Annotated in this window: 19 protein-coding genes and 2 tRNA genes; 7 read left to right on the forward strand and 14 right to left on the reverse strand. The window is 37.3% G+C overall.

All coding sequences use genetic code 11. The annotated features are described in order from the left end of the window. Positions 1–51 precede the first annotated feature (51 nt). Positions 52–702, reverse strand: a complete 651-nt coding sequence (locus A0J48_RS09980; protein WP_200322687.1) for an Npun_F0813 family protein — start codon at positions 700–702, stop codon at positions 52–54. Between the two features lie 11 nt (positions 703–713). Further along, entirely contained in the window at positions 714–854 is a 141-nt protein-coding gene (locus A0J48_RS09985; protein WP_200322689.1) for a hypothetical protein, read from the reverse strand. Positions 855–1,059: 205 nt separating this feature from the next. Here A0J48_RS09985 and A0J48_RS09990 point away from each other — a divergent pair. Further along, a tRNA-Arg gene (locus A0J48_RS09990) sits at positions 1,060–1,132 on the forward strand. A 17-nt stretch (positions 1,133–1,149) separates the two neighbouring features. Here A0J48_RS09990 and A0J48_RS09995 read toward each other — a convergent pair. From A0J48_RS09995 to A0J48_RS10010, 4 genes are all read right to left on the reverse strand, one after another. Further along, positions 1,150–1,698 (reverse strand): deoxycytidylate deaminase, encoded by a 549-nt coding sequence (locus A0J48_RS09995; protein ID WP_200322690.1) that lies wholly within the window; start codon positions 1,696–1,698, stop codon positions 1,150–1,152. Between the two features lie 50 nt (positions 1,699–1,748). Next, positions 1,749–2,180 (reverse strand): nucleoside 2-deoxyribosyltransferase, encoded by a 432-nt coding sequence (locus A0J48_RS10000; RefSeq protein ID WP_200322692.1) that lies wholly within the window; start codon positions 2,178–2,180, stop codon positions 1,749–1,751. A gap of 122 nt (positions 2,181–2,302) precedes the next feature. Beyond that, positions 2,303–3,151 carry a dCTP deaminase/dUTPase family protein gene (locus A0J48_RS10005; protein WP_200322694.1) on the reverse strand — a complete coding sequence of 283 codons (849 nt, stop codon included), beginning with the start codon at positions 3,149–3,151 and terminating at the stop codon, positions 2,303–2,305. 72 nt (positions 3,152–3,223) lie between these two features. Further along, positions 3,224–4,717, reverse strand: a complete 1,494-nt coding sequence (locus A0J48_RS10010; RefSeq protein ID WP_200322735.1) for a thymidylate synthase — start codon at positions 4,715–4,717, stop codon at positions 3,224–3,226. Between the two features lie 321 nt (positions 4,718–5,038). On the opposite strand from A0J48_RS10010, the gene A0J48_RS10015 reads away from it, so the two are divergent. The 3 genes from A0J48_RS10015 to A0J48_RS10025 all read left to right on the forward strand — a co-directional run bounded on the left by A0J48_RS10015 (position 5,039) and on the right by A0J48_RS10025 (position 7,921). Then, positions 5,039–6,913, forward strand: coding sequence for a diguanylate cyclase domain-containing protein (locus tag A0J48_RS10015; RefSeq protein ID WP_200322702.1), 1,875 nt, complete (start codon positions 5,039–5,041; stop codon positions 6,911–6,913). 87 nt (positions 6,914–7,000) lie between these two features. Further along, a complete protein-coding gene (locus A0J48_RS10020; protein WP_200322704.1) occupies positions 7,001–7,216 on the forward strand; it encodes a chlorophyll a/b-binding protein in 216 nt (71 codons plus the stop codon). A 126-nt stretch (positions 7,217–7,342) separates the two neighbouring features. Further along, entirely contained in the window at positions 7,343–7,921 is a 579-nt protein-coding gene (locus A0J48_RS10025; RefSeq protein ID WP_200322706.1) for a thioredoxin family protein, read from the forward strand. A gap of 69 nt (positions 7,922–7,990) precedes the next feature. Here the strand turns inward: A0J48_RS10025 and A0J48_RS10030 are convergent, their stop codons facing one another. Further along, on the reverse strand, positions 7,991–8,503 hold the full coding sequence (locus tag A0J48_RS10030) for a hypothetical protein (RefSeq protein WP_200322708.1): 513 nt from the start codon (positions 8,501–8,503) through the stop codon (positions 7,991–7,993). Between the two features lie 391 nt (positions 8,504–8,894). Here A0J48_RS10030 and aroA point away from each other — a divergent pair, with 391 nt between their 5' ends. Further along, positions 8,895–10,244 (forward strand): 3-phosphoshikimate 1-carboxyvinyltransferase, encoded by a 1,350-nt coding sequence (gene aroA / locus A0J48_RS10035; protein WP_200322710.1) that lies wholly within the window; start codon positions 8,895–8,897, stop codon positions 10,242–10,244. A gap of 36 nt (positions 10,245–10,280) precedes the next feature. On the opposite strand, the gene A0J48_RS10040 is transcribed toward aroA, so the two are convergent. Then, positions 10,281–12,179 carry a transketolase gene (locus A0J48_RS10040; RefSeq protein WP_200322711.1) on the reverse strand — a complete coding sequence of 633 codons (1,899 nt, stop codon included), beginning with the start codon at positions 12,177–12,179 and terminating at the stop codon, positions 10,281–10,283. 625 nt (positions 12,180–12,804) lie between these two features. On the opposite strand from A0J48_RS10040, the gene A0J48_RS10045 reads away from it, so the two are divergent. Then, entirely contained in the window at positions 12,805–13,080 is a 276-nt protein-coding gene (locus tag A0J48_RS10045) for a hypothetical protein (RefSeq protein WP_234300826.1), read from the forward strand. Between the two features lie 416 nt (positions 13,081–13,496). Then, on the forward strand, positions 13,497–14,291 hold the full coding sequence (locus tag A0J48_RS10055) for a DUF4231 domain-containing protein (RefSeq protein WP_200322712.1): 795 nt from the start codon (positions 13,497–13,499) through the stop codon (positions 14,289–14,291). Between the two features lie 152 nt (positions 14,292–14,443). Here the strand turns inward: A0J48_RS10055 and A0J48_RS10060 are convergent, their stop codons facing one another. The 6 genes from A0J48_RS10060 to alr all read right to left on the reverse strand — a co-directional run bounded on the left by A0J48_RS10060 (position 14,444) and on the right by alr (position 23,590). After that, positions 14,444–17,425, reverse strand: a complete 2,982-nt coding sequence (locus A0J48_RS10060; RefSeq protein ID WP_200322713.1) for a hybrid sensor histidine kinase/response regulator — start codon at positions 17,423–17,425, stop codon at positions 14,444–14,446. 52 nt (positions 17,426–17,477) lie between these two features. Beyond that, positions 17,478–19,730 carry a methyl-accepting chemotaxis protein gene (locus A0J48_RS10065; RefSeq protein ID WP_200322714.1) on the reverse strand — a complete coding sequence of 751 codons (2,253 nt, stop codon included), beginning with the start codon at positions 19,728–19,730 and terminating at the stop codon, positions 17,478–17,480. A 237-nt stretch (positions 19,731–19,967) separates the two neighbouring features. Further along, positions 19,968–20,480 (reverse strand): chemotaxis protein CheW, encoded by a 513-nt coding sequence (locus A0J48_RS10070; protein ID WP_200322715.1) that lies wholly within the window; start codon positions 20,478–20,480, stop codon positions 19,968–19,970. 79 nt (positions 20,481–20,559) lie between these two features. Then, positions 20,560–21,615 (reverse strand): response regulator, encoded by a 1,056-nt coding sequence (locus A0J48_RS10075; RefSeq protein ID WP_200322716.1) that lies wholly within the window; start codon positions 21,613–21,615, stop codon positions 20,560–20,562. Positions 21,616–22,200: 585 nt separating this feature from the next. Next, positions 22,201–22,282: transfer RNA gene (locus A0J48_RS10080), tRNA-Leu, on the reverse strand. Between the two features lie 120 nt (positions 22,283–22,402). After that, positions 22,403–23,590 (reverse strand): alanine racemase, encoded by a 1,188-nt coding sequence (gene alr, locus A0J48_RS10085; RefSeq protein ID WP_200322718.1) that lies wholly within the window; start codon positions 23,588–23,590, stop codon positions 22,403–22,405. Positions 23,591–23,910: the final 320 nt, after the last annotated feature.

Consider the following 23,910-nt stretch of genomic DNA (forward strand, 5'->3'; position numbering starts at 1 on the left):
CACAGTAAAAATTAGTGCCAAGGGACGGTTTGTGAGCAAATAATATCCATGCTACTGCCAAAGTTTACTGAGTGGAGATTGACTTAGCCAACCGATAAATACTAATCGTTCTTCTTCTGGCATATCTTGTAATCTATCCTCTAATTGACGGGCAAAGTTGGTATCACCAAAATATGTTTTTCCTAGTCGATGCAGTTCTTCCAGGAGAATAATGACATGAGTTTCTTGCCAAGTAGGCAGTTTAGGCATTTGTGAAGGCTCAACAGTGAGGAAAGATTTTACTAACTCAGATTGGGGAAATTGCTTTTGCTGTAATATTCCCGTTATATCTTTTTCAAATAAACCAGCTTGACGATTGCCTAATAATTCTTCAATATCTAGATAAACGGCTTGCAGCAGCAAAATACCAGCTAAGGTCAAAATTTCCGTATTGCTATGGCTACCTGTGTCACTATCTAGCTGTTCCAAACGGATTTTACCCCAGACGCTATAACGCTCTGGTTCTTCTAGCAAAACACAGGCTTTACCACGGTTGTCAGTTAAAGACCTCCACAATGATCTAGCTTCAACCTCTTGACTGGCTTTGAAAACACTTATCAGGCGAAAGGTTTGCCCCTGATAATGGAGGATCGGCACCTGCTGATCCCGCGTTGGGTGCTGAATAGTTGATATTTCAACATCCTGGCGTTTAAGAATAAACATGGCACTAGCAACTAACTCCTCACAGGGGCGGTTTTGATGGGGGGTATGTCATGGACTTGGGCATCATTGCCAAAAGTATAATTATTTATATTATGGTGGGGTAAAATTAGGCATTTGCCAAATTCTTTACCAGCATACGCCTGAATGGGCATTTAGTCTGCATGGACAAATTTCCCCTTGACATCACAATATATCGGAAATATCCCATTTTGTTAGTTTTTAGTTTACATCGAGTGACCAATGTGTAGGAAATTTAGTCTTGATGTTCGGAAGTTTTCAATTTTATTTTGCTTGTTACTAGCAAAAACAGATATAATGGTGTATGATGGCTTTCTGAAGAGCCAGTGATTTGGTCTTGGGCGCGTAGCTCAGTGGATAGAGCAATTGCCTTCTAAGCAATCGGCCGCAGGTTCGAACCCTGCCGCGCTCGTTTTAATTCAATATCTCTCAGGTGCTGATAGAAGTAGAACCTAGTAGTGATGCTGCTGCTTTAGCAGCTATAACTTCTGAAAGCTGCACTTGATGTATTGTTACCAAACCTTCTTTGAGAAAGGAGTCTCGTACCAAGGCTTTTTCTCCACTATTAAAAGAAGTTTCATAAAATACTTCTTTGATGCCAGCGGAGATGATTAACTTTAAACAAGATAAACAAGGCTCTAACGTTACGTAGATACTAGCGCCATCTGTAGATATACCATATTTTGCAGCTTGAGCGATCGCATTGGCTTCCGCGTGTACAGCCCTTGAGGGTAAGGTCTTACTAGCATCACAACTAGTTAAACCTGGATAACAATATCCTTGAGTGGTGCAATGGGCTGAACCAGATGGTGAACCATTGTAACCTGTGGCTACGACTTGCTTATTTTTAACAATTACAGCACCTACTGGAAAAGCGAGACAAGTTGATCTTGTTGCTGCTAGTTTAGCCAACATGAGGAAGTATTCATCCCAAGTTGGCCTTTGCTGGTATTCTTCAGATGAGCAAAAATCTTGCATGGTGTTTTAATTTCAAAATTAACTATACTGTTTTGCTGACAATCAAAATATTAAATGCTATTTTTCCAATTTAATAAAACATTTTTTAACTGATTTAAAGCATCTTCACCGTTATTAAACTGAATTTCAGCAATCACAGTAGGAATACCGCGAGGAAATCTTGATATCCGTTTACCTGTTTCGTACAAAAGAATGATAGGAATTTTGTTGTTCTCTGCATAAGCTAACTCCATTCCTACACCGAAAGAAAGCGAACCAAGGTAAGCAATAACCAAGTCTGATATGCTGACCTGATGCTTATCTTGATCGAAAACCTCACGGGGAGTAATATCAGGATTATTTACCGGATCAGTGTGTAAGTGCGGTACATAAGCTTGAAGACCTACTTCTTCACAAACCGAGCCTATTTTTTCGTAAAGTGCTTTAGTTTCTATTGGATTTTCTACATCAGTTAAAGCACCAGACACATATATTTTGTACATTTTTATTAGTTAGCTTGCTTTACAAGTTATATTCTTTTCGGTGTTGAATAACCGAAGGTTAATTTTCTCACGAAAAGATGAGCTTTGAATATAAATATCTTGTGCAAGGAAAATAAAGTGTACTATTTAGTTGAGCTTGGAGCTACTGTTTTATTTGGATTTGCTTGTGTCTGGGGAGTAGTATCTTTGCTTGGATTTAGATTAGACGAATCAGAAGGTTTGAATACAGCAATCAATAAAGCAATCAATGAAATAATAACTCCCAATGCTGTCCATCGAGTCTGTTGATCTGAACCGAGAAAACCTAGTAATGTGTCTTTTACACTTTTTTTAAGTTTTTTATACTCATCTGATTCGACCATCAGTTGTTTTAGCCTATCTGTTTTATTATTTGTCATCCAACCATTTTCTGGTGCATTAAAGTAGTCATTTATTTCTTGATTATTAGGTCGTCCACGAAGAACATCAAGTCTTCCAGGAGTGTGTTCATGTTTATGGTTCTTTGATGGATTGGAACACTTGGAACTTAATTTTTCAATAGCCAAATGGGCGATTGGATTTTCAACATCGTTCACGTAAATTCTAACTGGTTTATCTGAAACATTATGAAGTGCTATGCACAGAACACTAGACCACTCAGGATTTACTCTTGTTCCAATGTGTCCTAAACCGTCTGATACTTGTTTAACGACAGAATAAAGCGGTCCGCGAAATTTATTACTGAGCCAGACTGCTTCGCTAGTCCATACTAAAGCTGTATCATTTTTTGGGATGTCGAAATATTTCTGTTCCTCTCCTTGCTGGTTTTTTTCTGTATGAATAATCAAGCGTTGTTCTAGTACAAGTGAATAAGCACACTCACCCGCAGTTAGACATAAATCGCAATCTTTAATACTACCTGGTTTAAGAGGATGAAAATATATACCTTTACCAAGCTCCCTAATAATATCCTGATAACTCAAAACAGACATGAAATACTCCCTGAGCTTTAGAAAAAATGAGGATTTTCTACAACCATTTTGGGAATGGTTGCTGGTTAGCGGTTACTGATCTTGAACATAAAGCTTGTCAATTTTAATACAGTCGGCGGCTTTTTGCAATTCTATACCTAAATATGCAGCATGATCTGGACGTATTGCAGGTGAAGCAGCACAAATTTCTCTGATTAATTTCAAAGCGTTTTTACCAGAGTAACAACCTACAATCTCTCCACTACCGGGAGTTGTATGTGTGACAACTATTTGACCATCTGCAATTTCAATTAAAAAGTTTCCTGCGGGGTCAGCATAATCTAATTTTCTGCAAATAGCAGCATATTGTTGTTGAATCAGTTGTTCTGCATTACTCCAAGTATCATCATATATATGAGCCGACTGACTTAGAGTTATTAAGGGTCCCATTTTCAAATCATATTCAGAACGTTGAGCAATTTCATCTCTAATATGTTTTTGCAAAGCCCTTAAACCCATCGCATTTGCAGGCCAAGCAGCAAACATATCATTACTTCTGAGAGTCGCAGTTAATGATAATTCATTATCAACAACTCTCAACCAAATATGATTTAAACAAGGGCTACCACCTTTTTCATGATCTTTCACATCCCATAAAGTCATGACGGCACTAGCAGCATCAATTTCTCCAATTAATTTATCAATCACCTGTTGAATTTGATCTTTTCCAAACCAAGAACGCAACCGCTGACCATAAGTATATTTCACTCCTTCTCGATAGGGTGAATCATCTAAAATCTGCGAAATATATTCCTCTAAAAAGCTTCTATCAATTGGTAAATAATTTGGTTCAGGAAAATAAAAATCCTCTGGTTCATCGGTGACAACTGCCATTAAATCTATTAATTCTTGCCATTTGCCATCATAGCCTGTTGGTCTAATTGTGCCTGTGGTTTTGATGCGATGAATGATTTTTACCCAAGTTTCAGCAATGGTTTTACCTTCTATTCTGTGTCCATAAAGTGAGCCAGGTAAAATTGTAGGTTCAACGGTAGACATGGGAAATTCTAATGGCATTCCCCAAGGCTCAATTAGTTCTTTTTGGGCGTAATATTTAATTATATCAACTGCTTCAGTAATGGATTTAGCTTCTTGAACTTCTATGGAATTTCTGAGTTTTTCTAGGGAATTAATATCAATATCAATATCAATATATCCAGGTATGGGAGAACGAACTACCCAAGATTTGCGCCCAGTATCACTTACACTTTCTTCTACACCATTGCGAAAAAAGTCCAGCAAGCATTGAGAAGCACCTGCGTTTTTGTCTTCTTTGGTAGCGTTGAGAATTACTAAATAACGAACATGGGGATTCAATAACAAATTACGGATGAGTAAATTTATCCCTCTAGTGGGAGAGTACAACTGACCAATGACAGAGTAATCTGAGGGTTGTAAGTGTTTAGCGATCGCTTGCTTTACTGTCCATCCTGTAATTACTGCTGTTTGCCCATTTCCATAAATCAACTGATTCGGCTTATGCTGGGCTGTGTACCCAAATTGAGTTACTTGACCTGTTTGTGTCATCATTGGCTAAAAGTCAAATTTTACTAAATTACCATTACTGTGCAAATTCAAGATTTCCCTCGTTACAAAACTTAACTTTTATCTGCACATTAAATTTTATCTTCATCCCATCATTATCAGGTTAGGGATACAGCATTTACTCTAATTGACTTGTTAGTTAAGATGATTAAATGCGTACTCAACTTGAAGGTTTATATTAGATTAACATACAAATAAATTGCTATGTGCTATAATTTACTCCATCAAGAGTGGAAATAACCATTTATCCCTCTTTCATAGAAGTTTTATTATCTAGGTCATAAGTTTTTATGAAAATAACCTATGCCAATAATTAAATTAAAAAATTGGTTATTTCCTACTTTTTTCAGACCAATAATCATTAACTTAATAATAATAATTGCTTACAGTATAGGGGTTAAATTAAGTGTAGAATTTGCCTCGTTACCTGGTCAAGTTAGTTCTGTATGGTTTCCTTCTAGTCTGACCTTAGCATCTATATTTTTGTTTGGTAATCAGATCTTGCCAGGAATTATTATCGGTTCAGTAATTGGTTTATATGAAATTTTATTGGAGCTACAGCCACCCTTATCAATTTTAAATATCATTTTCTTGCATCTAATTTGTGCATCTGGTAATTGTCTGCAACCCTTTACAGCTAAATATTTATTCAACAAATTTTCTCCTTATCCGACTATATTTAATCATGTCAGTACAGTTTATATCTTCATTATTGTAGCGATTTTTTCTCCAACTATATCAGCCACTTTTGGGATCACAGCATCTTCCTTGATAGGAACAATACCTTGGAGCAGTTATGGAGTTTGCTGGCTACATTGGTGGTTGGCTAGTGCCTTGGCTCATTTAACATTTACACCGACTTTACTATTAATTCCTAACTTTAATTGGCGAAATTATCGCTATCAACTGATAGAGATATTCCTAACTATTGGCTTAATGTTAGTTATTGCTTGGTTAAGTTTTATCAAAGCATGGCACTTAGAATATTTACTGCTACCTATCCTCATAGCCACTGTATTACGACTAGGTAAATTTTTCTCAAGTTTATTGGTGAGTATGGTGAGTTTGTTTGCCATATTTGCCACCGCTAAAGGACAGGGAATTTTTATTCAAAATTCACCCCATGAATCACTGATAATTTTACAATCATTTACATCTGTTTTTTCACTCACTTCTCTTGTACTTTCTGCTGTGATTGATGAACGAAAAGCAGCGCAGTTATCTCTCCAACAAACATTAGCTAATCTTGAATCACAAGTTAGAGAACAAACACAAGCATTGCGAAAGAGCGAAGCACAACTAGATGCGTTTTTTTCATCGGCTTCTATTGGTATGTGTATCATTGACCAGGAATTAAAATATGTCCGAGTTAATGAAATACTCGCAGAGATAAATGGCAAATCCGTTTCTGAACATTTGGGTAAAAGAATTAAAGAGATATTACCACTTCTAGGTTCGGAAGTTGAAAATCATTGCCGACAGGTAATCACTACAGGAAAACCATTATTGAATCAAGAAATCAGTATTTCTATTCACTATCCATTAGGCATTTATAGAACTTGGTTAGCTTCTTATTTCCCCATTTTTGATACTCATAATATTCCTTTTCGATTGGGAATTGTGGTGATGGAAATTAGCGACCGTAAACAGCTAGAACTGCAATTACAACAACAACTCCGGTTAGATGGACTAACTCAAATTGCTAATCGTCGTTGTTTTGATGAAGTATTACTCCGAGAATGGCAACGTTGTACTCGCAATCAACAACCACTCTCTCTGATTTTATGTGATGCTGACTATTTTAAAGCTTACAATGATACTTATGGTCATCCTAGTGGAGATAATTGTTTGATTAAAATCGCTAATGTTCTTAGTAATAATGTGCAACGTGCTAGTGATTTAGTAGCTCGATATGGTGGAGAAGAGTTTGCAATTCTACTTTCTGATACTACCGCTGAGGGAGCAATTCATGTTGCGAACTCGATTCGTAAACAAATCCACCATCTGAAGATTCCTCATGAAAAATCACTGGTAGCTGATCATGTAACTCTAAGTATTGGTGTTGCCAGCTGTATTCCCAGTTTAGAAATTCAACCTGAAAAGCTTGTAAATACAGCAGATCAGGCACTTTATGAAGCCAAGCACCAGGGACGCGATCGCATCATCCTGAAAATCTAAATCATCCATTGGATCAAAAATACTTTACAAATATTAATTTTCTTGTTACAGTTCTTTACATAAATAAAAAAAGCGAAAGATAAAACAATGCGTACAAATACTGCTATAATTGATGACCAAGGTAAACTAAATAACTTTGCTATTGAACCTAAAGTGTATGTAGACGAACAAGGCGATCGCACAGGATTTACTGTTTATGCAGAATTGCTCAATGGTCGGTTAGCAATGATTGGTTTTATTTCACTGATAGCATTAGAAGTCTTCACAGGACACGGTGTTTTAGGTCTTTTGAAAAGTCTATAAAAATAAGTAAAAACTTAGTGATATAACAATTAACAAACCAGAGAGACGGGAAAATTCCCGTCTTTAATTTTGATAATTTTGCGAAAATTTTATGATATGTTGTAAGCAATAAAAGATGAGAAATATATGGTTTTAACTGCTTCAACAATGTTACCAATAGGGACTAAAGCACCAGATTTTCATCTACCAGAAGTAGTATCTGGAGAGATAATTTCACTGGATGCTTTTGCTGATAAAAAAGCCCTGTTATTTATGTTTATTTGTCGGCATTGTCCATTTGTCAAGCATATTCAAACAGAATTAGCACAATTAGGAAAAGATTACTTCAACACTGATTTAGGAATAGTTGGTATTAGTGCCAACGATGCTCAAAATTACCCCAATGATGCCCCGGAATCATTGAAAGAAATGTCCATTGAATTGGGATTTAATTTCCCCTTGTGCTATGACGAAACCCAAGCAACAGCAAAAGCTTACACAGCAGCTTGCACACCAGATTTTTTTCTATTTGATCACCAAAGAAAACTAGTTTATCGCGGACAATTAGATGATAGCCGTCCTAGTAATAAAAAACCAGTAACAGGTGCAGATTTACGGGCAGCTATTGAAGCCGTTTTGGCAGATCAACCAGTCACAAGTGAACAGAAACCGAGTGTGGGTTGTAATATCAAATGGAAACCAGGCAACGAACCTAATTATCAGTGAAAAGGGACAATTGACAGTTGATAATTGACAATTGATAATTGACAATTGAAACCTGATAACTGAAAATTATCAGTGGTGAATTTCCAAATTGAGGATATAGCGTCCCAATTGGACTTTTTCTGACCACAATTCATACTCAAGCCGCAAATGTTCTGGTAAACTTTGTCCACTGAGGTTTAAGCTATTTGTAAAATTACGTAAACGAATTGGCTTGTGTGCTTGTAATGACTCAGTGGGCAACCAATAACGACTAATGCCATAAACGCCTTGTTCCCAGAAATGACGGTAACTAACCTGACTATTACCTTGCATAGTCATAATTATTCGATAAGGAGAAATCTCCAACCACAATACTCTAGGACTGCCAGGAATATCAGCTTTGTTTATGCATTGAGAAGAGGAATCTTCAGAACTCATGGAACTTCCTATTTCACAACTGATTAGAGGTGGTGCGGTCAATAGTAAATGAAATCTGTCAGTATCTTTTTGATACAGAGTGCCGGCAGTTTCTAGCACAGACCATACTGGCAAGTCGGTGGAAATAATAGATAAACAAACAGGTTTGCGGTGGTGAGTAAGCATGGGAGCAATGAGTGTGAGGAGCGGTTAAATCAAATCAAATGAACAATAGGGTATCTAGGAAATGAGTTGAAACAAATAAATAGTAAAACCTGCTTCATATTAACTGAATCTACAGTTCTGTTAATATAGACAAATCAGGATGCCAATCGCTGGTTTTTCAGACTAAACGACAAAAATGATGTTTTTTCTACCGTTAACAGGTGCATGAATCCAACTTGTGAATATTTTTTCAGGATTTGGATAATAGCAAATAAAAATAATAATGAGTAATCTTATACTAGTTAACTATAAGATAACGAAAAGCGATAGGATACTAGGGTGGAATTGACCAGTGGCAGCATAAAAAAGTCACTGCAAAATTTCCAACCTATTCCCAAGCCAGTGTATCCTAATGTCGGCTGCTGTTATAAATTTAGAAACTCAAGAAAACACTTCTCAGAACTTAATTATTCAGCGACCTGCCGCTGGACTGTCTCTACAGGGTCGCATCCAGATTCCTGGGGATAAATCAATTTCCCATCGGGCTTTAATGTTAGGTGCGATCGCTGAAGGTGAAACTGAAATTCAAGGACTGCTTTTAGGTGAAGATCCCCGCAGCACTGCTAATTGTTTCCGGGCGCTAGGTGCGGAAATTTCGGAATTAAATACAGAGTTGGTGCGGGTGAAAGGTATTGGTTTGGGAAATTTTCAAGAACCTGTGGATGTGTTGAACGCTGGCAACTCCGGTACAACCATCCGCTTGATGTTAGGTTTGTTAGCTTCCCATCCAGGACGATTTTTTACGGTTACAGGTGATGATTCTTTGCGATCGCGCCCTATGTCCCGTGTTGTCAAACCTTTGCAACAAATGGCCGCAGAAATTTGGGGACGCAAAGGTAACTCTTTAGCACCCTTAGCGATTCAAGGACAGGCACTCAAACCAATTCATTATCATTCACCCATTGCTTCGGCACAAGTGAAATCCTGTATTTTGCTGGCTGGTTTAAACACAGAAGGGAAAACTACTGTCACCGAACCTGCTTTGTCACGAGATCACAGTGAAAGAATGTTACGGGCTTTTGGGGCAGAATTAAGTATAGACCCGGAAACTAACAGCGTAACTGTGACAGGGAACGCGAAATTGTATGGTCAAAAAGTCGTTGTTCCTGGTGATATCAGTTCTGCGGCCTTTTGGTTAGTTGCTGGATCTATTGTTCCCGGTTCTGATTTAGTGGTGGAAAATGTGGGTGTGAATCCTACCCGCACGGGAATTTTAGAAGCTTTGTCTATGATGGGAGCAGATATTGAACTGCAAAACCAGCGGGAAGTTGCTGGAGAACCTGTTGCAGACTTGCGGGTGCGTTCTAGTCAGTTAAAAAGCTGTACCATTGCTGGGGATATTATACCGAGATTAATTGATGAAATTCCCATTTTGGCTGTAGCTGCGACTTTTGCCCAAGGTACTACCATTATTAGAGATGCGGCAGAATTGCGAGTGAAAGAGAGCGATCGCATTACCGTGATGGCGCAACAACTCAATCAAATGGGTGCAAAAGTGACAGAATTACCTGATGGGATGGAAATTACTGGTGGTACTCCTTTAGTGGGTGCTGAGGTAGACAGCCATACAGATCATCGTATAGGTATGAGTTTAGCGATCGCTGCTCTCAATGCTAGTGGTACTACGACTATTCACCGTGCTGAGGCTGCGGCTATTTCTTATCCCAATTTTACCAGCACTTTAGTAAAAGTTTGTCTATAAATTTGACAGGGGATGTTTGATTTTCCCCTGCTTCTTTCAATTTTTAGATACTCCTACCAGTTGTCTGACTTGGGATTTTACTGCTTCCACAATGGCATCAGCATCAATTTTCGCAGCATGAAGTAGTTCTTCTGGTGTACCGGAAGTGGGCATATCTCGCACTGCAAGTTTCATAATTTGTAATGGCGAACCTGTATAGGCGGGGGTGGTACTATTACCAGCAAAGGCATCTAAGACAGCATCACCTAACCCTCCTTCTAACCAATGATCTTCTACAACTATTAACTTACCGTTGGTATCTTTTGCTGCTTGATGTAGTGTTTGTACATCAATGGGTTTAACGGAATAGGCATCAATGACCCGGACTGTGATTCCTTCATTTTTCAATCTGTCGTAAGCTTTCAAGGCTTCATGTAAAGTAATTCCTGCGGCAATAACTGTAGCTTCATCTCGCTGGGAACGGTGTATAACTTTACTGCCACCAATGGGAAATTTTTCTTCACTACCATAAATTACAGGTGTACTTTCTCTGGTGGTGCGGAGGTAAACGATACCAAGTAAATCGCTCATCTGTGCTACCAGTTTCGCAGTCTGATTGGCATCACTAGGATACAATACAGTGCTATTCCAGACAGCACGAAAAGAAGCTAAATCTTCTAGTCCCATTTGAGAAGCGCCATCTTGACCGATGGAGACACCCGCATGAGAACCAACTAAGTTAATGTTGGCACGCGATACCGCAGCCATGCGAATAAAGTCATAACCACGAGTCAAAAAAGCTGCAAAGCTGGAAGCAAAGGGTTTGTATTGTCGAACCTGTAAACCAACTGCGGCGGCGATCATTTGCTGTTCAGCAATGTACATCTCAAAGTAGCGTTCGGGAAAGGCTTCAGCGAAATCTTCCGCATAGGTGGAATTGCTAACTTCAGCATCAAGGGCAATGATATCCGGTTTTGATGTTCCCAAAGCTAATAAAGCATCACCGTAAGCGCGACGGGTAGCGACTTTCTTACCTTTTTGATAGGTGGGCAGTTGGAGAGGTTGAGGTACACCTAGTGCAGCGGGTTGGCTTTGTTCTTCCGGTTTATCTACAGCAATGCTAATGTGGCGTTCTCCACCCAGTTCAGTAATAGCTTGTTCTTCCTGTTCTGCTTTCAGTGCCTTACCGTGCCAACCACCTAAATCTTCTAAAGATGCTACTCCTTTACCTTTTTTAGTACGGGCAATAATCACTGTCGGACGGTCATTTACAGCCACAGCCGCACTCAAAGCTTGGTCAATCTCTGTAAAATTATGACCATCAATTTCTATTGCTTGCCAACCAAAAGCCTTAGCCCGGTTAGCATAAGCTTGTGTATTCCAGCCTAATTCAGTTTGACCACGTTGACCAAGGCGATTGACATCAATAATGGCAATTAAATTATCTAAAGTATAGTGAGAAGCATGGTCAAAAGCTTCCCAAACCGAACCTTCAGCCGTTTCACTATCCCCCAATAATACCCAAACGTTGTAAGGTAATTGGTCTAAATATTTACCAGCCAAAGCAATACCCACCGCCACAGGTAAACCTTGTCCTAACGAACCTGTCGCTACATCAACCCAAGGTAAAATTGGTGTGGGATGGCCTTCTAACCGACTACCAAACTTCCGTAGTGATAGTAATTCTTGGTCAGAAATAACTCCCGCCGCTTTATACATAGAATATAACAAAGGTGCAGCGTGTCCTTTGGAAAGAATAAAGCGATCGTTATTAGGATTATCTGGATGATCGAAATCGTAGCGCAGATATTTAGATAATAAAACCGCCATCAAATCAGCCGGAGACATAGAAGAAGTGGGATGGCCAGAACCAGCGACTGTTGTAGAGCGAATACTATCTATACGCAACTGTTGTGCCAGTTCTTGCCATTGATATAGCTGTTCTTGGGTGGTCATGGTTTTTAGGAGATAATAATCAAGGTTATTTAGCAAAAACTTGAGATTGATGGAGATTAAATTGGTGGATACAGGGTTTTGCATTTAAATAGACCACATTGTCAAGATGTTAAATGAAATATCTTTACTGGTGTGGAAATATTATTTATGTGTTTCATTTACCTAAAAATTGCTTGGCTTGGGTTTAATTTAGAGAGTTAGTTTTATAAAGGCTTCTAGCTAATGGAATAAACACAAGTTCTATCTAGAGACTTATAATTTTTACCTTCATTCTTTAATTTCAATCTACGGACAGAACATTTCTGAGCTAAAACAAATAACAATATTCTTTAACAGTTATTCAATTAAGTAGGTTGGCGTTGAAAATTGTCGTTATGACAAGGCAAGAGGCAAAAGGCAAAAGGCAAAAGGCAAGAGGGAAAAGACTTTTAGTAAGTTTACATTTTGTTATATACCTCTGTTTTTTCAAACCGACTTACTTAGCAGTAAAATACTTGAGTTTAAATATCCCACCATACACCTTGATAACTGTTCACTGATTTAATTGCTAAAAATTAGCCAAACTCAACTATTCGCTGATTTTATCGCTGAAGTTAGAACACAACATTTATCTACAACAATTCTGATGTCTACGACAAGCCGCCGTTCAGACTTCTCTCCGCGTGAATTAAATTCATATCAATACTTACCAATAAAACCTAACAACATTAAAGAAGAAAATCCTCAAACTTATGATTCATTAATTGCTAAAAGTTGGCAGAAAGAACAATATATTGGTATCGCTATTTTATTAGTGAGCTTAATTGCCATAATCGGATTTTTTAGTCGTAGATTTGAATATGCTTTAATTTTTGCTTTGACTCTCAGTATTATCTTAATTGTTTTCTTCATCACTGTTTAAAAACGTGATCAATAACTACATTTATCAAACTGTAATTATTGGTGGTGGCTTTACAGGCTTATTTACAGCTTTGCACCTTAACCATCTGAATTATCCCCGTTCAATAAATTGGGGACTTTAGAGGATGGCTGAAGGCACATACATTAATTTTTGCCAACCAACTAGAATTTTTAGCAATACTCAATAAATTTAAGTAAATTTTAACTTTCTCATCTTCCTCAGATTAACTCTGGATGCTGGCATTTTCAGAACTGTATTTTTGTGAATTATTAGCTTGACAAACTTGTATTGAATGCTACTTTAGTGTAACATAATGAATTGTTTGTAGAAATCTATTTTTTCCGGCTGATTGCTCAATTTTTTATTGAGGAATAAATTGCCTGTGATGTTTCATCTATTTTTTTGCCAGGTGAAAAATGTTGTTGTTCTTAAAGCTGATTGATTATCTATTAGCAGCGATTTTTATTAGTGCTGCCATCATCATTTATTTCGATTCCAGTAATCAACAATATGTAATAGCTGGAGTTGGTGCTTTAGCTGTTGCTATTTTTTTGTTCTTACTCAACAGAAACTCAGTTAATAATGCTCGTAAGGAAGCACAACAGGCTGAATTACAAAAGAAAGCTGAACTCTATACCGCATTATTAAAAAATAGTAATCCATTGGAAAACAATACAATCGTTCCAGCTAGAACTAAAGCTTTAGAGTATTGCCAAGATTTGATTAATGATTACAAAAGCACGAGAAATTGGGCCAGAAATCTTTACTACGTCTTGCAAATTTCTACTGTGATTTTATCTGGTGTCACACCAATTTTAGTATTGGTAGATAAATTAGAAGCAGGACAAGCTTGGCTGAAGTGGCTACCAGTAATTTGTCCGGCGCTTGCTTCTATAGTTGCTAGTATTGTTACCTCATTCCCTTTTCAAAAAAATTGGGTCGCAGCTAACACAACAGTTGAATTATTAGAAGCAGAACAAGAAAAATTTATCTTAGGAATTACACCAGCTTACCGTTGTTATGATGTTTCTGGAGAAGCTGAACAACAACAAAGAGTAAGTCAAGCAGTAGAATTGTTTATTAATCAAGTAAATAACATTCACCTGCAACAAGTTCAACAAGCAACTGAACAACAACAGGAGAATAAGAAAGAGACACCGGCAACAGAAGAATCTAGTTCTGAGAAATCCAAAACTGAACAACCTGCTTAATTCAGTTATCAGTTATCAGTTATCAGTTTTTAATTATAGCAACTCCTATGCTAATGAATTACAAAATTATCTGCGTTTAATTACTGCTTGTACCTCACTTGAATAGGAATTGCTATATTAGTTATCAATTATCCCGACCTCCTGATGTTTATTCAATTATTCACAGAGCCTGTTTCCGCTATTCTAAAAATAATATCTTCCAATGTTCTCAACAAATCTTGTTCATTATAGGGTTTAGAAAAATAAGCTCGCGCTCCTAATTGCATAGCTAGTTGACGATGTTTATTACTACTACGAGAAGTCAACATAGCAACAGGAATACTTTTTAAACCATCATGAGATTTAACCCTTTCTAAAAAGCTATAACCATCAAGACGGGGCATTTCAATATCACAAATTACAGCTTGCACTTTTAAACCACTTTCTAGTTTTTCCCAAGCATCTTGACCATCTTTAGCTTGTTCAACCTGATAACCTCCTTTTTCCAGAGTTAAGGCTAAATAACGCCGGACATTAATGGAGTCATCAACAATTAGAATTATGCCTTTTTGGTGAGTATGTCTAGCTACGGGTTTAGGTTTTTGGGGTTTGAGAAAAGCAGTTTTTAATTTAGTTGTAGGCAAATTATTACTTAATTTATTAATTCTCTGGGGACGCTGATTATTGGTAATCCAAGAAACTAATTCATTAGTATTTACTAGTGGAACTACCCGACCATCACCGAGCATTGTACAGTTACTAAAACCATCAGGTAAAGGTATTTTTCCTTCAACTTGACGAATGGCTACTTCTTGCTCACCCCAGCAACGGTCTATTTGCACAGCTACAGGTTGAGGATCATTTTTGATAATTAAGATACTACTGGCATTAATTCCTGTAGAACTTTCTATTTCTAAATTATTGTAGTGGGAACAATTAAAATCAAAGTAATTACCAAGTCGGATTAAAGGTAGCATGGTATCTTGCCATTTCAGAAATTCCCCTCCATCCATAGCGAAAACCTGATCGGTTTCTAGCAAAAAGATTTCCGCAATCACATCTGTAGGAAATGCCAAAACCATGCGATGATGTAAACTGCCACTTATGTCACTTTCTACTAACAAAACTCGTGCGACAGACAGTGTAAATGGTACTGATAAAGTAAAAGTTGTACCACTTCCTGGCTGGGTATCAACTTTAATATCACCCCGCACTAATTGGAGATTATTACGAACTACATCCATCCCCACACCACGACCAGATAAAGCCGTCACTTTTTCAGAGGTGGTAAACCCAGGCTCAAAAATTAATGATAATAATTCCTCTTCACTAGCAGCAGCTATTAAAGCTGTATCCAAACCCATATTGAGAGCGCGTTGGCGGATTTTTTCTAGAGAAATACCTCTACCATCATCGCTGATAGCAATAATAGTGCGATCGCCGCGATGATATCCTTTAATTTCAATCAGTCCTTGTTCGGGTTTCCCTTGAGAGTGACGGGTAGCAGGATCTTCAATTCCATGATCAAAAGCATTTCGTAATAAGTGCATTAAAGGTTCATTTAAAGCCTCTAAAATGCTACGTTCAATTAATGTTTTACCACCTTCAATTTTTAACTGGACATTTTTACCATATTCAACATTTAAATCACGGATAGCTCTAGGAAATCTTTCTACTAAATCTGATAAAGGACGCATCCGCACCTGAGTTAACTTTCTCTGCACTTGCTTAGAAGTTTTATTCAACTTCCGTGCAATTTGGTCTGTATCGTCTACACTCAGTTGAATATCACTAGCGACTTCTGCTACCTGCACAATAGTTTCCATCACATCTTGAGATAGCAGGTTTAATTTTTGATAATAATTTATTTCTAAATCTGTTTCTCCAGACTCTGTAACCTTTTCCTCTAGTTTGGATACTTCAGAAGCAAGTTGGTGATGAAAAAATTTTTGATAAGTAGAACGCACTTTTTGATGTTCTTGGTCAAGAATTTGCACTCTTTGGCTCAGTCCCAACACCAATTTACGTAATCTCTCTAATTGGGAATTTAACCCATTGCGGTGAATAATAATTTCCCCAAATAAATCATTTATTTCCTCTAATTGTTTACTAGGAACTCGCACTGTATTTTCATGAATTTCCTTATCTTTAGCAATACCAACAATTTCGCCTTTGCGTTCAATATATTTATAATCTATCACAGGAGTTTCTTGAGAAAATGCTATGTTTTGTTCAGGAAACTCAATAGAATTAATTTCTGGTGGTAATTCTATTTCTGAAGCATCAAAATCAGAAACTACGGCTTCAGGTACTGGCGGATTTTCTCGATTTAGAGTTATTGGAGGCAGATTAACTTGTGGTAGAGTAGGACTAACAACTGCTTCACCTAAACTAATTTTTTTAGGTAATCTATCCCGTTGATTTGTCAGAACTAAAGCTTGCGATCGCCTCCATGCTTGTAATGCTAACTGAGCAATTTCCACACAACGCTCAGGCTGACTTTTTAAATGATGAGTAACTGATTCACAAAGCTGGACAAAAGCAGGTAACTGGAGCATTTCTCCCAAACCACCTAAATCAGAAGCCATGACCTCTACTTCTGACTGTAAACCAGTGGCTGCACTATTTGCCAACAAAGATTCTAAATGTTGCAAACATTCTTCCACCTCTGTTTCAAACAGCAAAGGAACAATTTCTTGTCCATCTTCCGGTGATAACATGGTGGTAATATCTTCTGGAGAAGGATCACCTAAACGCTGATGTAGTTCATCAAAAACTGGATAACAAAAAGTTTTTAACCATTTATCATCTAGCGATTTCCTCTCTGATAATAAGTCTACAATTTGTCGTAGCCAATCAACTCCAGATAACAATAAACTCTGCAAATGAGTATCAATTTCTAAAGACTTTTTCCGAGTTTTTAAAACCTTAAAAGAATCTTCTAAACGGTGAGCCAAATTACTCAATACTTTAAACCCCATCATCGCCGCACCACCTTTAATAGAGTGGGCAGATCGCATGGCAGCATTAATTTTATCTAATTCGATATGTTTACTTGTATCTATTTCCAATAATATACTTTCTAAAGTATTCAAATAATCAGTTGCCTCTTCTAGAAACTGCATCTGTATTTCCAGTTCTTTATCATTAGTCATATATCATCAGTCCTCATTATTTGTTAGTCATTACTAGCCAATCACAAACCTCTTAATTGATTTTAAAACTTTCCACATTCTTATTTAATTGTTGAGAAATCTGAGAAGTTGCTTGTAAAGATTCAGAAATTTGATGATAAGAATCCCTATTAAGTTGAGCAATAGCCGCAATATCTTGCATCAATTTGCGAATAACTTGCGATATTTCTATCTGAGAAACAGAAGTAACAGAAATTGAATTTAGCAAAGTATCTATTTGCTGCGAAACATCTAAAATATCTGTTAAACTCTGCTTGGCATCTGTAAAAATTTGTTTACTTTCTACTACCTGAGTATTTCCCAACTCCATCGCTTGCACAACTTCATTGGTATCTCGTTTAATCTTCTCGACAATTTGCTCAATTTCTTGTGTAGCTGCTGCACTACGAGCCGCTAACTCCCCTACTTCTTCAGCCACAACCGCAAAACCTTGACCTTCTTCTCCTGCACGCGCCGCTTCAATTCCTGCATTAATTGCTAACAAATTAGTTTGCATAGCAATTTGGTTCATCAAATACACCACACGGGAAATTTGTTGAGAAGATTCTCCCAAATACCTAACTTTCTTAGCAGTTTCACCCACAGTTTCTTGCCAAGAGTGGAGATTTTGTAATGTCAAATCCATTACTTTTTCACTTTTTGTAGCAGTCTCATGAGCATGATTGTAAATATTAGCAACTTCTTGAGAATCAGTGGCTAAAACCTGTATAGCATTACTCATTTGCTCCACCGCTGTTAAAGTGTAGTTAATATTTTCAACTTGTGTAATTGCTTGCTCTCCTAAGTAATTGATAGTATCTTGATTTGAATCCAGGGAATGATTAACTTGACGAGTAGTTTGTTTGATTTGAGTAACAATGTATCGGAGTTTTTCTACTATCGAGTTAAAAACATGGGCTATATTACCAACTTCCCCATCTATAACATCAGCTTGTATAGTTAAATTTCCTTTAGCAGCATTTTCTATCTGGTTGATTAACTTCAGCAGTTGCAAATGTAGAGTATTTTGTTGCTGCCATTCCTGCTCATAGTTAGATTCTCCATTAACTTGAAGCTCCCATTCTTTAACTACAGGGAGTGATTCATCATTTTTTGGCTGGCTCAGGGGCATTTTAATTTCATCCTCAGCCAGGGTTTCTAACCGTGCAGATTCAGAGTTATTTTGCTTTCCTATACCCTTAACTAACCCAGCCGCAATCAATGTCATTAATAATGCCGTTAGTGTTGTTATATTAGCAATTACTAGCAAAAATTTTCTTTGTGGCTCTAAAGCAATTGCTGAATCTTTAGCGACAATTAAATGCAAGTTTAAATCTGGTAAACTGGGAATTTTTTTTAATGGCACATAACTAACTAATTGTAATGGTTGATTAATTGTTTGCACTGCTGTAGATCCATCACCATTGTGTCTGGTTATTAGTGTAGCTAAACCAGGATATATTACCGTAGCTTGTTGTCCTAATAAATCTGGCTTGAGACTGAAAATAAATTTTCCTGAATCATCTAGCAAATAATAATCATCGCTATTGGCTACATAATTTTTGATTTCCTCTACCAACAGTTCTATGGGTATCCGAGTCCGCACGATAGCAATAGTTTTTCTAGTCACTATATCTTGCACAGGTGCAGCAATATATATCACGACTTTGCCATTTTGTAATGTTTCTGGCTGACTAATTATCGGAGCATTGTTTTGGATAACGTCTTGAAAATATTTCAGGTTTTTTTGTGGACGAGCATTTCCATCTTTAGATTGAAAAATTACTTTGCCATTTAGGTCAAAAACTGCTATATTGTCATAAATTTTATAAGTGGCAATAAAGCGATTTAATCCTGCTTGTTTTTCCGCAAAAGTAGTAACTTGACTGATTTTAGCATTGGTCAAAAATGGTAAATTTGATATAATTTCTATGTCTGCTTTTCTGGACAACATTAACTGATTTAAGTTGTCACTTAAGCTAATTACTTTTGCTTCCTGATTGCTAATAATTTGCTGATTAATCAATTTGCTGCCAAAATTATAAGTCACTACAGCAATTCCTAATACTGGCAGCGTACCTATAGCTAAGGAAAAAATTACTTCTTTTATACTTAATTTAAATTTTTGCAAATAACTAATTATATTATTTCTCTGATGAGCATCAACAGCTTTAACTTCAGCTTGATTGATAATTTCTCGTTGATTTTCATTAACTTTTGATGATGCCAGTACAGATGCTGGATTTTGATTATTACCGCTTTGAGTAGTATCAGTTTTATTAAACATCAATGAATTCCCCTGAATCTATATAATAATATCAGTAAAAACTGAATCTTTCTAAACTTGATTAATTACAGCCTATGCAGTGCAGAAAGCAATGCACAATTAGAGTTTTGAGGATTTACAGGTGAGAACATACAGTGATGCCTTCAGGGAGCCTAGCCATCATAAAAGTTAGAGGCTAAATAAGTGTCAACTTTATCACCTTTCACCTGTCACCTGCTATAGCATTACGTTTTACTCCTACTGACTGCTACTGTCATCACTGCAAGAGTTAGCATAATTTACAATACTCTGTGCATCTAACACCAGCAATGTTTCTTCCTTTTGTTCCACACAACCGCGTAAATAGGGTACTAAACTAACCGCTACTTGTCCTACAGGAGAATGAATATCATCAGCCATCAATTTTGTTGTCCCTTTAATCTCCTGCACAACTAAACCCAAAACCATTGACTCCACATTAACGACAATAATATTGTACTGTCGAAGAGGGTGATCTATTCCTTCTAAATTGAACATCTTGGGCAGATCAATTATCCAAATGATTCGACTACGCCAATTCATTAATCCTAATATAAAGGCTGGCATATTCGGTATAGCTGTCACCGATGTAATAGGTACAATAATCGCTTCTTGAGTATGATGAATTGATAAGACAGCCGTAGTTTGTTGATTGAGTTGAAATTTGAGATAGCTATCTGCTAAAGAGTTTTGATTTGGTTGGTAATAGAGGTTTAGTTTTGAACTTGTCATTGATTTAATTCTTCATCATTTGATTTTCTTATATTAATCATCACTGAATATGTGATTTTAATTACTGGCAACTACTAAATTAAACAATGTGTTTAAACACAATTTTTAGTAAATCTGCTCTTGTAAAAGGCTTGGTCAAATATCCTGATGCCCTGACAATTTTCGCTTTAGCTTTATCAATAAAGCCCGTTCTGCCAGTCACCATAATAATGGGTGTATTTTTAAATACTGAATGTCTCCTTAATAATGAACATAATTCATAACCATCTAAATTTGGCATTTCTACATCTAGTAAAATCAAGTCAGGTTTACTTCTGATAATCTGCATTAAAGCTTTAATCGGATCATTAATCATCACCACTGAAAATGTATTTTCATCTAAAAAATGTTGGATAGAATTCAAGACTGTTTGACTATCATCAATACAAGCAATTGTATAAAATTCTTTACTCAGAAAAGACTGGGGATTTTTAGGATTTATCTGCTTGGTAGGGTATATCTTTTTTGATTGTGATGATTTTTCTTTTAGTTGGAGTTCAGCTTGTGTCTGAGTTGAAGAAATGCTGTGAGATGAAATAACAGGCTTGATATTTTCCCGATAACTTAACTGTTTTTGACAATGTTCAACTAGTGATTGCAAATCTAAATGACAAAATTTCGGCAGATTATACAAATCATTGTCAGGATTAAGTTTGTAATTACCTTCTTTTAAACGAATAAATGACTCTAAAACTTCCTTAGCTAATTCCTCTATCAGTATTCCAGCTTGCGTGGAAGTAATATATTTTTGCTCTACTAACCAACAAATAGCGTGATAATCAGCATTTGCTATCAATTGTTGATGATTTTTGGCTGCTGATATCAATCCCATCTGTTCATAAGTTGCAGCATTGAAAGTGGGAATTTGATCACTGAAGTTTTGGAGGTGACTTTCAAGACGCTCAAATACTTGATCTGAATAAGTAGCGTAAGTTAATTTACCTTCTTCTAAATAGATTGACCAAGAAACAAAGCCAGTGAACACACTTAAGCATCCCGTAACTCTTTTTGTGCTTAATTGTGCTAAAAGAGACAAAGGATGTAATTTGTGAAATAACCTGTAGCTACCCAGAGGAGTGGAAGGAGTTGTGATCATTTTACTTATACTTCAGCTAGATTTAATACTTGTGATTTAAATTTGCCTATGGCAGTTCCATTTTATTTGTCAAGCTTAATCATTGTTAAACCTCTTTTCGTGCAGACAATAGGCAAGCTACTGGGAGGAAACAGATTTGATCACAAAAGATCTTAATTTGCATAGCAGATAGGTGAAAATTAAAATCAAGTATAAAGCCTCAAATTGGTTGTAGTCATCAATACAAAGTTTGATGTTCTAGTTTAGAGTAAAACTTAACAATCACAACGTCAATTAAAGATTATCAAATCTTGGTCAATTCAAGAAACAATAAAGAGTACCGAGTGTGAATGGGGTGTAGGGAAACCCATAATTAAAATCAGGGGTATCCAGCAAAGACGCTGTATTTTTCGCACTACACGCCTCAAAATACATCTTTTTTCTGTTTCCATACTTAAAAGTAGGGGCTTGTACCTAAACTTCGGGGCTTTTTCTTCCATAAAAAGTTTAACCCCTCAAAACTTTCGGAGTTCTGAAGGGTTCACTATAGCTAACGCCACTGTACAACCCTGCTCTATCAGGGTTGTCAGCCTATTTTCTTGTAAGTGCGGATGAAAGGACTTGAACCTTCACTCCTCTCGGAACTAGAACCTAAATCTAGCGCGTCTGCCAATTCCGCCACATCCGCATCAGTATTTAATATTAGCATAACAAAATATATATGGCAAGAGGTAATTGAAAATTGGAGGTAGAAGGCAGGAGGCAGAAGTAAGAATTCAGTTTTCCCCCACACCCCACACCCCACACCCTACATGATCGCTACACGAGGTAAACGATGCTTGAAGCCGCAGAGAATTTCCCAAGAAATGGTGTTTAATTGATTTGCCCAATCATCTGCCGATATTTGTTCTTTTCCCTGTTCTCCCAATAAGGTGACTATTTCCCCTTCTTGTACTTCGGGTATAGAACTTACATCGATCATTAATTGATCCATTGTAATTGCGCCAATTTGCTGCACACGCTGGCCACGGAGTAAAACTTGCATTTGGTTGGAAAGACTGCGGGGAACTCCATCTGCATAACCAATACCAACTACAGCAATCCGCATTTCTCTAGGAGCGATAAAATGATGACCATAACTTACACCAGTTCCCTTAGCAATTGTTTTTACATGGGTAACTCGCGCTTTGAGTTGTAATACTGATTGCAGTTTGATTTTATTTTGCAGGTGGGGAGCAGGATAAAGTCCGTAAATAGCTAAACCTGCACGCACCATGTCATAGTGTAATTTTGGATCTGCTAGGGTAGCCGCTGAGTTGGCTAAATGCAGACTAGGAATTTTGATACCTCTGGCTTTGATTTGGGCGATCGCTTGCTCAAATCTGCTATGCTGTTGCTGCATAATTGCTGGATCAGGACTATCTGCTGTTGCTAGGTGAGAATAAATACTAGCAATATCCAGATGAGGTAATCCCTGTACTAACTGCACAAAATCACCTGCTTGCTGCCAATCTGTGCCTAATCTAGACATTCCTGTATCTAGTTTGATATGTACAGGTATGGGAGAATTATAGTTAATGGATTCTAGTTTGTTAGAAAATTCTAAAGCTTGTTTAGGACTGCACAGTGTCGGCTGAAGTTTCCAGTGAGCGATCGCATGAATTTGTTCTGGTGTGTGGGTTGCTCCTAAAATTAAAATCGGAGCTTTGATCCCACCTTCCCGTAATTGAATACCTTCGGGAACTGTAGCCACTCCCAACCAACTAGCACCCGCTTCCAAAACTGTTTTAGCAACTGTCACCGCTCCATGTCCATAGGCATCAGCTTTTACCACTGCCATTAACTGGGTACGTGGTGATAAAAATCTTCCTAACTGCTTTATATTATAGGTCAACGCTCCTAAATCAATTTCTACCCAAGCACGTTGAGAAAACCAAGCGTAAGTATTGCACTCCTGACTATCAGCAAAACTAGGGGTTTGTTTGCTACTGAACATCGCTCTTCACTCCTCTCACACCACTGCAAAGCTTCCTGACTATCTAATGATTCTGGGTTGCCACCCTCAAAGCCATATCAATTTAATCAGGAAAGTTTACCGTTTCTCCGGGAGTTTATACAAGTATTCAGTTGTCCTATATCAGTTATCAGTTATCAGTTATCAGTTATCAGGAGGCAGAAGGTAGGAGACTCCAAGGTAGGAGTTGAGGAGTAAGTTTTTCCCCTACACCCCTACACCCTTACACCCTTACACCCCTACATCCCTTCTTCTTGCTACCAAATTATTGAGGAAGTATAAATTATTCTCATCCCTCCAGG

Origin of the sequence: Sphaerospermopsis aphanizomenoides BCCUSP55, from assembly GCF_001586785.1 — a bacterium.
In the GTDB taxonomy this organism is placed as follows: domain Bacteria; phylum Cyanobacteriota; class Cyanobacteriia; order Cyanobacteriales; family Nostocaceae; genus Sphaerospermopsis_A; species Sphaerospermopsis_A aphanizomenoides_A.